The organism is Micromonospora sp. FIMYZ51, assembly GCF_038246755.1.
Classification (GTDB): Bacteria; Actinomycetota; Actinomycetes; order Mycobacteriales; family Micromonosporaceae; genus Micromonospora.
In genome coordinates, this window is the sequence record NZ_CP134706.1 from 390,109 (window position 1) to 403,324 (window position 13,216).

11 protein-coding genes are annotated in these 13,216 nt (G+C 71.9%); 4 read left to right on the plus strand and 7 right to left on the minus strand.

What is annotated here, in order from left to right; translation table 11 throughout:
- Positions 1 to 29 precede the first annotated feature (29 nt).
- The 4 genes from rarD to eccE form a co-directional block, all read right to left on the minus strand.
- Positions 30 to 977, minus strand: a complete 948-nt coding sequence (gene rarD, locus QQG74_RS01930) for an EamA family transporter RarD (protein WP_341718582.1) — start codon at positions 975 to 977, stop codon at positions 30 to 32.
- Complete coding sequence (locus tag QQG74_RS01935) at positions 974 to 1,471, minus strand: GNAT family N-acetyltransferase (protein WP_341718583.1); 498 nt, start codon at positions 1,469 to 1,471, stop codon at positions 974 to 976. Before QQG74_RS01935 ends, rarD begins: the two co-directional genes overlap by 4 nt.
- A gap of 186 nt (positions 1,472 to 1,657) precedes the next feature.
- Positions 1,658 to 2,044, minus strand: a complete 387-nt coding sequence (locus tag QQG74_RS01940; RefSeq protein WP_341718584.1) for a phage holin family protein — start codon at positions 2,042 to 2,044, stop codon at positions 1,658 to 1,660.
- 54 nt (positions 2,045 to 2,098) lie between these two features.
- Positions 2,099 to 3,928, minus strand: coding sequence for a type VII secretion protein EccE (gene eccE / locus QQG74_RS01945; RefSeq protein ID WP_341718585.1), 1,830 nt, complete (start codon positions 3,926 to 3,928; stop codon positions 2,099 to 2,101).
- 243 nt (positions 3,929 to 4,171) lie between these two features.
- Between eccE and QQG74_RS01950 the strand changes: the two genes are divergently transcribed.
- The gene (locus tag QQG74_RS01950; RefSeq protein ID WP_341718586.1) at positions 4,172 to 4,492 is read left to right on the plus strand and encodes a WXG100 family type VII secretion target; all 321 of its coding nucleotides are present in this window, start codon (positions 4,172 to 4,174) and stop codon (positions 4,490 to 4,492) included.
- A gap of 25 nt (positions 4,493 to 4,517) precedes the next feature.
- Positions 4,518 to 4,811: a WXG100 family type VII secretion target gene (locus QQG74_RS01955; protein WP_341718587.1), complete on the plus strand. Its 294-nt coding sequence runs from the start codon at positions 4,518 to 4,520 to the stop codon at positions 4,809 to 4,811.
- An 85-nt stretch (positions 4,812 to 4,896) separates the two neighbouring features.
- Here QQG74_RS01955 and mycP read toward each other — a convergent pair whose 3' ends face one another.
- Entirely contained in the window at positions 4,897 to 6,126 is a 1,230-nt protein-coding gene (gene mycP / locus QQG74_RS01960) for a type VII secretion-associated serine protease mycosin (protein ID WP_341718588.1), read from the minus strand.
- A gap of 152 nt (positions 6,127 to 6,278) precedes the next feature.
- Here mycP and QQG74_RS01965 point away from each other — a divergent pair, with 152 nt between their 5' ends.
- Entirely contained in the window at positions 6,279 to 9,332 is a 3,054-nt protein-coding gene (locus QQG74_RS01965) for an SseB family protein (RefSeq protein ID WP_341718589.1), read from the plus strand.
- Positions 9,329 to 9,694 (plus strand): hypothetical protein, encoded by a 366-nt coding sequence (locus QQG74_RS01970; protein ID WP_341718590.1) that lies wholly within the window; start codon positions 9,329 to 9,331, stop codon positions 9,692 to 9,694. The genes QQG74_RS01965 and QQG74_RS01970 overlap by 4 nt, the downstream gene beginning before the upstream one ends.
- 61 nt (positions 9,695 to 9,755) lie before the next feature.
- Here QQG74_RS01970 and QQG74_RS01975 read toward each other — a convergent pair whose 3' ends face one another.
- Both QQG74_RS01975 and QQG74_RS01980 read right to left on the minus strand, forming a co-directional pair.
- Positions 9,756 to 10,688: an alpha/beta hydrolase gene (locus QQG74_RS01975; RefSeq protein ID WP_341718591.1), complete on the minus strand. Its 933-nt coding sequence runs from the start codon at positions 10,686 to 10,688 to the stop codon at positions 9,756 to 9,758.
- 92 nt (positions 10,689 to 10,780) lie between these two features.
- Entirely contained in the window at positions 10,781 to 13,186 is a 2,406-nt protein-coding gene (locus QQG74_RS01980; RefSeq protein ID WP_341721105.1) for an immune inhibitor A domain-containing protein, read from the minus strand.
- Between the last annotated feature and the right edge of the window lie 30 nt (positions 13,187 to 13,216).

A 13,216-nucleotide genomic window follows, 5' to 3' on the forward strand; every position in this document is an offset into this window, starting at 1 on the left:
TTTCGTCGAGCCCGACTGGGGCCGCCCGATCAGCGCGGGCTGGGCAGCGCGTCCGGAGAGGTGACCACGGTGGCGGCCAGGTGGGCGCGCTGGCTGCGCCGGGTACGCCGGGCCTGCCGCATGGCGTCGGTGGTGAAGACGATCAGAGCCATCCAGACCAGGGCGAAACCGGCCAGGCGGGTCGGTGGCATCGGCTCGTGGAAGATCAACACTCCGCAGCCGAGCTGGAGGATCGGTGCGACGTACTGGAGCATGCCCAGGGCACTCAGCGGCAGCCGGTTGGCGGCACCGGCAAAGAGCAGCAGCGGGATGGCGGTCAACGCGCCGGCCAGCACCAGCAGCGCGGTGTGCCCGGCGGACACGCTTCCGAAGGCCGCCGCGCCGGTGGTCGAGAGCCAGCCCAGGTACGCCAGCGCGGGCAGGGCCAGTACGGCCGACTCGACGAACAGGCCCTCTGCGGCGGGCAACCCGAGCTGCTTCTTCACCAGGCTGTAGCCACCGAAGCTGAACGCCAGGGTCAGCGCGAGGTACGGCAGCCGGCCGTAGTCGATGGTCAGCACGGCCACCGCAAGTGCGCCGATGCCCAGCGCGACCCACTGCGCCGCACGCAGTCGCTCGCGTAGCACCAGCACCCCGAGCAGGACCACCACCAGTGGATTGATGAAGTACCCGAGGGCGGTCTCCACCACCCGGTCGGAGTTGACGCCGTGGATGTAGGTGAACCAGTTGATTCCGATCAGGGCGGCGGCGGTGCCGATCCCGGCCAGCGCCCGCGGCCGGCGCCCCAGCGCCCGCAGGAAACCGATGTTGCGCATCGCCCCGAGCAGCAGCGCCACGAACACCACGGACCAGACCACCCGGTGCGCCAGGATCTCCAGCGGACCGGCCGGGCGCAGCAGCTTGAAGTAGAGCGGGAAGAACCCCCACAGCAGGTACGCAGCGAGGCCGTAGAGGTATCCGAGGCGGAGCGGTGTCACGGCTCCACGGTAAGGGGCCTGTCCGCCGGCCGATCCTTGCCGGTGAGCTGACTCACGGCCGGAATGCGCCGGTCAAGCTCCATCCAGTGCTCGGGTCGTACCGGCCCGAAGCCGATCTTCTCGTACACCCCGTGCGCGTCGACGGTGGCCAGCAGCAGCCGGCGTACGCCCAACTCGGCCAGATGGTCGCGGACCGCGCCGGCCAGCCAGGTGCCCAGCCCGCGACCGCGCTCGGCCCGGTCGACGTAGACGTCGCAGAGGTAGCCGAAGGTGACGCCGTCGGTGATCATCCGGGCGACGGCGACCTGCCGTCCGTCGCCGGGGCGGTAGACGCCGAAGCCGATCGAGCCGGCGAACGAGCGCACCACCGTCTCGCGGTCCCGCCCTGCGGCCCAGTACGAGTCGGTGGCCAGCCAGGTGTGCACCAGGTCCAGGTCGAGCAGCTCCGGGTCGGTGCTGATCGTGTACCCGTCGTCGCGCCGCGCAGTGAACACGCCGCTGACCCTAACCCCTCCCACCCACCCCCACCCTCACCCCCGCGCCCGCCCCCGCGCCCCACCCACCCCACCCACCCCCACCCCCGCGATCATGCACTTTTGGTCGTCGATATATACCTTTTGACAGCTTTTGCCGCGACGAAAAGTGCAAGATCGACGGGGTGAGGGGGTGGGGGTGGGGGGTCAGTCGCGGTCGAGGATGGCGCCGAGGATCCAGGTGACGATGCCGACGAAGAGCGCGCCCAGCACGGCGGCCGGCCAGAAGCCGTCCACGTCGAACGGCAGCCCCACCTGGTCGGCGATCCAGCCGGTGAGCAGGAAGAGCAGGCCGTTGACCACAAGCGCGATCAGGCCCAGGGTGAGCAGGTAGAAACCGCAGCCGACGGTCTTGATGATCGGCTGGAGCACTCCGTTGACCACGCCGAAGATGATCGCGACGAGGACCAGCGTCAGCACCGTCTCGCTTACCGACTCGGTATCCAGCGAGATGCCGGGAATGACAAGTGTGGCCAGCCAGAAGGCGACCGCCGTGGCACCGATCCGGATCAATAGACCTTTCATGAAACCCATGGCGGGCATGGTGCCATGGCCGACCGGCGGGCGGAACCCGCGAGATAAACGAGGTCAGGCCCGGGACGGGCGGCCGACCAACTGGGCCTCGATGGGCGTGCCGGCGAGCACCGCCCAGCGCAGGGCGCGCCGATTCACCACGGCCACCATGTCGTGCCGGATTCGGGTCAGCCACTGCGCGGACTCGCCGAGGCCCAGCGCGGCACCGGCGACGGCCGCCTCCGCCTGACTCAACGGCTGGAGTACCGCCAGGTCGGCCCGGCCCAGCGCGTCCGCGTCGGTCGGGGTGAGCTCGTCGCGTACCAGCAACGTGGTCTGCCACGCCACGCCCGGTCGCGGGCCGCTGGGTGGCGGCGCGTCCAGCACCACGAGCACCGGAGCCAGCGGCGTCGCCGGCTCACCCGGCACCGGCCGACCCGGCGGGACCAGCGGGATCGCCGTGCCCGGCAGACTCACCGCACGCACGAACGGTTCCCAGGCGCGCGGCCGGATGGTCTGCACGACCACCCGGGCGCCGAGTGCCAACGCGCGCATGGCGAGCAGCTGAGCGGCGGGTAGCCCGCCGACGAGCATCACCCGCGTGCCGGTCGGCCGGAACAGCCGGAGGGTCACCGCGTCGCCGTGTCGGTTGGCACCCACCATGAGCCCGGCCGAGCCGTACGGCAGCATCAGCTCGGCCGGGCCGGCGATCGGACTCGCCCCGGGCGCGGCCAGCGGCAGGGTGGCCGCGAGACCGGCCAACTGGGCGCCGTCGAGTCGCTCCACCGCACCGCCGCCGGCCGCGACCACGCGGCGCAACGCCTGAGCGGCAGCGGACAGCTCCGCGGCGGTGACCGCGCTGAGGCGTACGGCCAGCCCGGTCGCCGCCGACCGACCGGCCTCGGCGTGCAGCGACACAGTGGTCACGGTTGCCGGCAAGGTCAGCAACTGGGGCACCAGCCGGGGTGCGGCTTCCGCCGCCGGCCACCTGAGCAGCCGGAAGGTGCTCTGCAACAGCCCGCCGGATCGGACGGCCTGCCAGGATTCGCGCACTTCCCGCCCGTCGTGGTGGGCCAGCTCGGCGAGGATCCGCAGCGCCGGCTCCCCGCCCAGGGGCCGGACGGCCACCGGCGCCAGCCGCCGGACGAGCCGGCGCACCGTGCCGGTGAGGACCTGTCGCAGCGCCTCGTCCGGCCAGCCCTCCGCCCGGGACACGCGTACGGCCAGCACCGCCTGTTCCCAGCCGGCCAGGCGCCCGTCGGTGAGCTGCCGGTACGAGGTGGCCGCCGGGCCACCGCCGAGACCGACCGCCGGGGCCGCCGCACCGGCCAGCACCAACTGGATTCGTACCACCGGCACCGGCTCGGTGCTCGCCGGCAACAGGGATGCCGGGGCCGGTAGCTGTTTCGCGCCGTCGCCGAGCAGGTCGGCCGGGTCGCCGATCTCCAGCAGGGCGACCAGGCCATCCGGGTCGTCCAACAGCACCGCCGGGGTCCCGGCCAACTCGACCGGACGCAGCGTGCTGCCCGGGTGCACCAGATCGAGCAGCGCCGTCCCGCCGGCAGCCGCAGCGATCGCGCGACGACGGGCCAGGTAACCCAGGCCGATGCCGAGCCACTCGTAGAGCCAGCGCTGCCGAACCCGGTACCAGGCCAGGACGAGCAGCGCCGCCGCCAACAGCACCGCCGCCACCATCGGCAGCGCACCCCGGCCGAGTGCGGCGACGAGCACGGCCACCGCCACCTGGGCGGTCGCGACCTGCCCGGCCCTCGGCCGACGGGTCGGCCACCGATCGTCCGGCCGCCACTGGGTTGCCCGGATGCGACGCTGCGGCACCGGGGGCGAGTCGTGCGGTGGCGTGGCCGGGGCGGGTGCCGGGCGGGTCGCAGTGTCGGTCGTCGTCACCGCTCCTCCTCGCCCCGATCACCCGCCGCGACTGTGCTGCCGCACATGGTAGCGGTCGGATCCGGGGGTGCGTTGTCCACAGGGGAACACGGAGGGGTAGCAGAAACGCGATTGCGCCGCTACCGTCAGCGACGAGTTTCTCGTTGGCCCGTCCCCACGTCGCGCGCTTGTCCTCCGGCGTCGTGGGTGGTGCATCCCCCACCGCAGGGCCAGCCACGACCGAGGAGACGAGGTGACGTCGGGGTGTCCCAGACCCAGGCAGAAGCTGCGGTGATGCAGCAGACCGCGGTGAAGTTCGAGCAGACGGACCAGTCGTTGCAGTCGATGCTCAGCGGATTGTTGGCCCAGCTGGAGGTCCTCCAGCAGGCCTGGCGCGGAGCGGGCGGCCGATCGTTCGAGCAGGTCAAACAGCAGTGGGCACAGGACCAGACCAGCCTTCAGCAGGCGCTGCGGGAGACCGCTGGCGCGATCCGGACCGCTGGCGCCCACTACGACGCGTCCGACAGCGAGGCGGCCACCCGGGTGTCCGCCACCAACCGCGGCGGCATCCAGCTGCCGCTCTAGACCACGATTGAGGGGGAGACCTCCGATGGAGCACGGTGTGCTGGTCGTCAACTTCGCCGCGTTGCAGCAGGCCAGCGCGGACATTCAGCGGGCGTTGAACACGCTCGACTCGCAGCTTGGCCAGTTGGAACGGGATGCCGCTCCGCTGGTGGCCTCCTGGTCCGGCGAGGCGCAGCAGGCGTACGAGCAGCGGCAGGCCCGTTGGCGTAACGCCTCGCAGGATCTCCAGGTGATGTTGCGCGACATCAAGCTGGCGGTGGACGAGTCCGCAGCCGACTACCTCGACACCGAGAAGAAGAACGTCGGCCTGTTCCAGTGAGCTGACGCCGGCCGCCCCCGGCCGGCGTCAGTCCACCGCCCCATCGAGCCGGTCACCCTGGTCGGTCTGCGCGGTGCCGGTCTGCTCAGCGTGGGTCGGCGGGGCGCCAGCGGCGGCGGGCACCGGCGGGCACCACCACGGCCGCCAGCGCGATACCGGCCGCCACCAGCACACCGGCGACGGCCAGCCAGACCGCGCGCTGCCGGGCGTCGACCCGCCGGGCCTGCTGCGCGAGCAGCGCCGGATCGGCCCGGTCGTCGGCGAGTACGGTCACCGGTCCGGCCGGCTTCGGCACGCCGCTGGCCTCGGTGACCGCCCGGTACGGATTCAGTACGCCCGCGCCGTACCCGCCGTCCGGTGCCGGGTCGGTGGTCGCGACGATCCGGGCGGCCACCTCCGTGGCGGTCAGCTCCGGACGGTACTGACGCAGCAGTGCCGCGGTCGCGGCGACGAAGGGCGCGGCGTAGCTGGTTCCCTCGGCCTGGTGGTGGCCCCGCCCCGGAGCCGCGATCAGCACGTCGGTGCCGGGGGCGACCAGGTCGAGATAGGAGCCGGCCTGGGAGAAGGCCGCCCGCATCCCGTCCGCGCCCACCGCACCGACCCCGAGCACCCCGTCGTACGCGGCCGGATAGGGGCGCGGATCCCCGTTGCCGTGCAGGTTGCCGGCGGCGGCGACCACCACCACGTCCCGCGCGACCGCGTCGGCGACCGCCGCCCGTACCGCGGGATGATCGGCGTACAGCACGACGGAAAGGTTGAGCACGTCGGCGCCGTTCTCCACCGCCCAGCGGATCGCCTGGGCGAGGTCGTCCGGGCCGACCGTACGCCCCGAACCCCGGCCGTCCACGACCTGTTGCTCACTGACGCGCACCGGCAGGATCCGGGCATCCGGGGCCAGTCCACGGAAGGCGATGCCGTCGCGCGGTACGGCGGCGATGATGCTCGCCACCCCGGTGCCGTGGCCGACACAGTCCAGGGTCCCGTCGCCGCCCGGGTCGAGCAGGTCGGTGCCGGTCAACACGCGCCCGGCGAGCTGTGGGTGCCGCCGGTCCACGCCAGAGTCGACCACCGCCACGGTCACTCCCGCTCCGGTCGCCAGGGGGGCCAGCCGCTCCGGGGCGTACCGCTGCTGGGGCCATGGGACGGCGGCGACCGGCCGGACCGGGGCGGGTGGTGACGACGCGCAGTGCGGGCTGCTCTGCATACCGGCCAGCTGGATCGACCCGCTGAGCTGAATCGGCCCGCTGGTTGTCGGGCCGGCGAGTAGGGCGGCGGCCAGACCCACGAGAAGCAGGCGAGCGCTGCACCGGGACATCGACCACCTCCGTATCGTGGCGACACCGGAACGGAATGTTATCTCCTCCCGGTTCACCTGGCGTGCCGCAGCCGGGGTGACATCGTGATCTTGAAGTCACCTTGTAGGTTGTAACCGATACCTATGGCCTGTGCCCGGGAGGAGGGGTGGCCGTGACCGACTGGGAGCCGGCCACCGAGGCCGAGGCGGCAATGCGGGACGCGCTGCGCAGCAACGACCAGCAGCTTTACTTCCGCATCCTGTCCCGCGTCGAGTTGCTGTTGCCGATCTCGACCCAGGCGACGGCCGGTCACGCACCGGCGGGTTGGGGCACCTGGACCACCGGTGGTCGCACCCACGTACTGGCCTTCACCTCCATCGAGGCGATCCGGGCCTGCCTCGGTGAGCACGCCGTGCCCAACCGTCGCATCGGCTACCCGGAGTTGGCGACGAACTGGCCGAATCACGAATGGTGGTTGGCGGTAAATCCCGGCCTGCCGATCGAGGGCTACCTACCTGCCTGGTACGTCTCCCAACTGTCCCGTGGCGACGTCCGGCTGCCCGGCCGGACGGTGGGTGCCCGAGCCCGGCTGGAACGCGTCGAGGCGCTGAACCGCTCGCGTGAGGCCGGTCCGGCGGCCAGCGTCGCCCCGGCCACCCCCACCCCGGCCGCCCCGACCCCGCCGCCGGCCCGACGACCGGCCGACGTCGGCCCGAGTCCCGCCCCGCCGCCGGTGGTCCCTGCGGCCTTTCACCTGCCCGAGGTGCCGGTAACGCCGAGCACGCTCGGCGTTCCCCACCGGGGGCGCCCCGCCGGCTCGGCACCGGAGCACCCGGACGGCAACCGGATCGCGCCGGATGGTCCGCGACCGACTGGCGGCAGCCGACCGGCTGCGTTCGGTGGCGAACGGCCGGAGGCCGCGGCACCGGCTCGACCTGCCGGCCTGGGCCCATCGCTCGGCGGTGTCCGGCCGGACGGCCCCGGCAAGGTACCGCCGCGTCGACCGATGCCGTTCCGTACCGAGGAGGTCGGCGCTCCGGAGCGGGGCTGGCCGGCGGCTCCCGAAAGGCCCGGACCGGCGACCAACGGCCGTCCCACCGAACCCGGCGTCGATCAGCCGAGCCGGCGGTCGTTCTTCGAACCGGCGGCCGAGCGGCCGGCCTCCCGTAGCGACCGGCTGGCTGATCGAGCCACCCCGCCGTCCCGATTCGGCCGGGGCGGGCAGCCGTTTCCCCGGCGTGGCCCGGCTGCCAAACCGGCCGGCGCGGGTGACCCGCGAGCCTTCGTCTTCACCGACGACGACCGGCCGGTCGATGACCGTTCGGCGGGCGCGGCGCGGCCGGGCTCGGGCGGGGAGGCGACTCAGCCGCTGCCATCGCAGGATGCCTCGTCGTCGGATCCGACCCGCCCGCTGGGACTGGCCGGCCGGATGGCCCCGCCTGGTATGGACCGTGCCGACACGGAGGCCACCCAGGCGCTGCCCCGCCGCCGACCAACGGAGGACGCGGCGCAAGCGCCGCCGTCGATCGCGGAGCCGGTCTCCGGCCCGCCCGCAACGCGGCGCGGTTTCACGCCGATCGTCATCGAGGGCACCATCATCGAGGCCCGGGACCTGAGCACGGCACCGAGCACTGAGGAGCGCAGCCACCCGTCCGCCGGAGAAAGCCCGACGGCCCGACCCGAGGCCGAGCGGACCATGCCGGGCCCGAGGGTCGAGCCGGAGCCGACGGTGCCGCTTACGCCGGAGCCGACGGCCGATGCGCAGGCGGAGCCGACCGCACCGATCTTCCCGGTGGCAGCCGAGCCGACCGCACCGATCTTCCCGGTGGCAGCCGAGCCGACCGCACCGATCTTCCCGGTGGCAGCCGAGCCGACCGCACCGATCTTCCCGGTGGCAGCCGAGCCGACCGCACCGATCTTCCCGGTGGCAGCCGAGCCGACCGCGCGGATTTCCCCGGTGGCAGCCGAGCCGACCGCGCCGATCTCCCAGGTGCCAACTCAGCCGGTGGCGGCGGAGCCGACCGAGCCGATCTCCCAGGTGCCAACTCAGCCGGTGGCGGCGGAGCCGACCGAGCCGATCTTCCCGGTGGCAGCCGAGCCGCTGGCCGGTGCGCGAGCGGAGCCGACGGTGCCGGTCGCGCCGGAGCCGGTCGCCGCCGGGCAGGCTGAGTCGACGGTGCCGACTCAGCCGGTGGCGGCGGAGCCGACGGTGTCGACTCAGCCGGTGGCGGCGGAGCCCACGGTTGTCGTTGCCGAGTTCCAGCCGGCCAACGGGGTGGAAGAGGAACTGCTCAGCGCGGCGGACGCCGGCAACACCGACACGTTCCTGTCCACCCTGCTGCTGGCCCGGGTCCTGATGCCGGTGGCCGCTGACTCCGCGCCGGGCAGCCGGCCCGGCGAGCCGGGCTTCGTCTGGCCGGCCGTGCAACTGGACGGCCAGACCTTCGTCCTCGGCTACACCTCGCCGCAGCGTTTCGCCGACCACACCGACCCGGCGGCCGACACGATCCAGGTTCGCTTCGTCCAGTTGATCCGTCAATGGCCCGACCCGTCGTGGTCGTTCGCGGTCAATCCTGGTACGCCGGTCGGCGCGAAGCTGCCCGGTGAGCAGATCGTCGGGCTGGCCAACTGGGCGACCGAGTTGGGCCTGGGCGACGACCCCGAGAACGAGCCCGAGCCGAGCGCCGAGCCGCCCGCGCCGTCCATCGGGCAACGAAAAGCCACCACCGCCGCCGACCCCGCGCGGCCGATCGTGATGCAGAAGGCGATCGCGCCGAGCCAACTCGGCTACTACCTGGAACGCGGCTACGACCGGGTCTCCGGTTTCGTGCACCGGGCGACCGAGTTGGCTCACCTCACCACTCCGGCCCAGCTGTACCGTGCGCTCGGCCTGCACCACCCGGAGTCACCGTTCGACCCGGGCGCCGACGAGATCTACGTGCTGCGCTGGCCGGCATACCGACCGAGCCTCTACCGGATCCCGTACGGCGGGCAGAACGAGGCCGCCATGCGGGCCATGGAGGGCTGGGTCATCGAACGCCCGCCGTTCCGGGGCAACGGCTTCGCCCCGGGCGAGAGCAGCGATGTCCTGGCCGAGTTCAAGGTGGACAGCGTCCGGCTGCCGCACGGGGCACAGCTGCTGCGCCTCGGCGCGGACGGCACCGAACGCCTGGTGGCCGTCCTCGACGCGGACACCCTCTCCTGGCAACGGGTCGGTGAGCAGTGATGCGCGACGGCTACGTGGCCCGCTGGCAGGGCCGGGAGTACCCGGCGAGCCCGGCCGGCGGTGAAACCCGGCTCTACCGGTCGGAGCCGGGTGACGGGTTCGTCGAGGTGCGGCCCGGCCGGTACGTACGGGTCGTCCCGACCAGCGAGATCGAGGAACTGGCGTACGTGCGGACGACCTGCACCTGGCAGGGCCAGCCGTTCATTGTGCTCGGCGAGCACGAGGGCTGGCTCCGGGTCGAGTACACCGGTGGCCGCTGGCCGGTCGCCCAGGCGATGCGCCTGGAGTCCTTCGACTTCGGCGTATACCAGGGATGGGCGCCCGTCACCGAGGTCACCGACCTGCGTGAACAGCGGGTCTGAGAGCCGTCTGCGCGAAACGGCGGGGACGAGTTCCGGCGGCACCGCGGGTGGCCGGCCGGGTTCACGACTTCGCCCAGCGCAGCACCTCGCCCAGCACCAGCTCCGGTGCCTCCAGATGCGGGAAGTGTGCGATCTCGTTGAGCAGCCGCCACTCGTACGCGGCGCTGACGTAGCGACCCGAGCCCTGGGCGGTACGCGGCAAGGACGCCTCGTCCAGCGCGCCGTGCAGTTGCAGGGTGGGCGTGACAAGCGGTCGCTGCATCAACTTGACGAACCGGTAGCCGTGTAGCCGCAGCACCGACCGGAACGCCCACCGGTAGCCCTCCAGCGCGCAGAAGGCCGCCTGCGGGATCCGGATGGCCTCCCGGTAGCGCTGCGCGTACCCGGCGAAATCCGGGCCGGTGACCCAGCGGGGGCCACCCCAGCGGCGCAGGATCTCCTCCACCGCCCGGCCCTCGTCCCGGGTGAGCACGTGCTCGTAGCGGGGCAGCTGGAACTTCAACGTGGGCGTGGAGGCGGTGAACTGACCGCGCGGATCGGCGAAGATCGCCGCGCGCAGCCGCAGCGGATGCGGCGCGCCGAGCACCACCAGCCGGCGTACCAGCGTGGGATGGAACGACGCCACGGTCCAGGCGATCATGCCGCCCGCGCCGGTGCCGACCACGGTCGCCGAACGCTCACCGAGGGCCCGGATCATCCCGGCCACGTCGGCGGCGAGGGTGTAACCGTCGTACCCCCGGGGTGGTTTGTCGCTGGCCCCGTAGCCGCGCAGGTCGACGGCGACGGCGCGGAAGCCGGCGTCGGCGACCGCCGGAAGCATCTGGTGCCAGGCCCACCAGTGCTCGGGAAAGCCGTGCAGGAAGAGCACCATCGGCCCGGTTCCGGCCTCGACGACGTGGAACCGGCTGCCGTTGGCGCCGACGAACCGGTGCGTCCACGGCCCCTCGGTGAGGACACAGGACTCGTCGACGGCACCGCCGCGCTGCTCGGTCATGCCCGACAGCCTATGACCCCGGTGCCGCTCGCCCGGCGCGCGATGCCCCGGGCAGGTGACCCTGCCCGGGGCATCGTTTGTCGCTCAGCGGCTCAGGAGAACCGGACCTTGGTGTAGATGCCGTTCTGTTCGAGCACCTTGATCTTGGTGCCGGTGGCCGGCAGCTTGACGCCGTGGTTCGGCAGCTCCGGGAACCAGTACTGCTTGGTGTCGTCGAAGAGCGGCTGCGCGGCCTGCCCACGGATGTACTGCGGCTGGCTGTTCAGGTGCAGCGTGAACGAATCCGCCTTCTTCAGGCTGAACGGCGCGTCGTAGACCTGGATCCGGGCCCGCCAGGGCTGGCCGGTCAGGTTGTAGATCGGCCGGGGACGGGAGTCGATGATCAGGTTCCGGCCCTCGCCCGGGTGCGCGAACGTGTCGTTGTCCGCCCACCGGGTGTTCCAGTACGAGATCAGCAGACCCTCCTGGTACGGGTAGTGGTCCACGTAGTCCGGCTTGGTGTTGGCGTACCCGAAGAAGTACGGGCCGGTCTTGAGGTACTTGTCGTACGAGATGTACTGCCGGGTGCCCGCGATGTAGTAGTTCGCGAAGCTGCGGGTGTAGCTCTCCTCGACCACCTCGAAGCCGCCGGCCAGCGTCCAACCCGTCCCGCCGTCCTCGGCACCGTCGGTGAAGACGGTCTCGCCGTCGGCGGTCAGGGTGATGGCGTCACCGAAGAAGCCGCCCTCGGAGACCGCGCCGTCGGTCTGGTAGCGCAGCCGGAAGCCGACCTGGTTGCCGACCACCGCGTCCAGCGGAATCTCGATGTCCACCCACTCGTCGTCGGAGCTGCCGTCCAGCGCGAACCGGCCGGGCGAGATCTCCTTCAACGGCTCACCGTCGACCGTGCCGGGTTGCGGCGTCCAGGTCTGCCCACCGTCGATCGAGGTCTCGAAGAAGAGATAGTCGTACTCCTCCTCGATGCTGTAGCGACCCTTGAGCGACAGCGTCGCCGACGACTTCCCGGCCAGGTCGAACGTCCGGGTCAGGGTGCTGTTCAGGTCGTCGGCGTTGCCGGAGAAGAACTGCTTGCTGCCCTCGAACGGCGCGCCGTTGTCGAAGGTGTACTCCCGCTCGGGCAGCACCACCACGGCGGCCTGGGCCTCCTTGGTGTTGTATTCCTGCGGGCCGAGGACCAGGGTGCGCTTCTGCCCGGCCACGATCACCTCGTAGTCGAGCCAGCCGAGCTGGAGCTTGTTCCATGCGCCCAGGTCGCCACCGCGCTCGCCGATGCCGCCGTCGTTCTTGGCGCCGAGCCGGCTCTGGGCCATCAGGGTCCAGTGCTCGTTGTTGTTGTCGCCGCCACTGATCACGTTGTAGTCGTCCGGCAGACCGAGGTCGTGGGCGTACTCGTGGTAGAAGACGCTACGGCCGCCGTTCTCCGGCTGGATGGTGTAGTCGCCGATCCAGATGCCGGTGTCACCGATCTGGGTGCCGCCGGCCGGGAAGTTCGGCGGGCCGGTACGCCCCTGGTCGGAGGCGTACGCATACCAGCGGTGGCTCCAGATGGCGTCCTCGCCGTAGATCGGGTCACCGTCGGCCATGTCACCACCGGCGTGCACGATCTGGAAGTGGTCGATGTAGCCGTCCGGCTCGTTGAAGTCACCGTCGCCGTCGTGGTCGTACCGGTCCCACTGGTCCATCGCCCGCACGTCGGCGGCGATCTCCGCGTCGCTGCGGCCGGCGGCCTTCTGGTCGGCGACCCACTGGTTTGCCGCGTCCCGCACCAGCGCCCAGACGTTGGAGCAGACGATGTCCCCGCACGGGTAGCCGTTGGAACGGCCGTACCGGGCCTGGTTGTAGTCGACCTTCACCCAGTTGGTGACCACGCCGTCGACGCTGTAGCGGCCCGAGGACTGGGCCTCGTAGTACTGCTTCACCGACTCGTCGCCCGGCCCGGTGCCGAAGTAGAGCTTGCGGTAGTGGTCGGCGTCGTAGTCCGGCTGCCAGACGGTGGAGTTGTCCACCCGCCGGTCCGGCTCCGGGATCTCGTTGTGCCGTGGCCCGTCGAACCGGGCCGGGCCGGGAACGTCCGGGTCGGTGTCCTGGTCGGGGTAGTTCGGGTGCCGTTCGTCGCCGAACTCGGCGAGGATGACGAAGATCTGGTCGGTCCGTTCCCGGGACAGCTCGACGTACTGCCTCTCGGTGGGACCCTTGCCGCCCTTGGTGGTCTTGGCGTTGCGACCGGCCTTGCCGCCACGGACGGCCCGGTCACCGACCTTGACCACCGTGCTGCCGTTGATCCGTTCTGGCTTGGCGCGGCCCGAGAGCACCTCGCTCAGGCCCTCCTGACGCAGCGCGCGACGCTTCTCCTCAAGCGGGTTCGGCAGGTCGTGTTCGGCGTGGGCGGGCTCGGCGACCGACGGGGCGGCAGCTGGTGGCTGCGCCACCGGTGCGGCGGCGGCGGATGCGCCGACCGTCAGACCTGTCGCCGTCAACGAGAGCCCGAGCAGACCCACTGCGACTTTCCGCACGTGGTACCTCCGGAT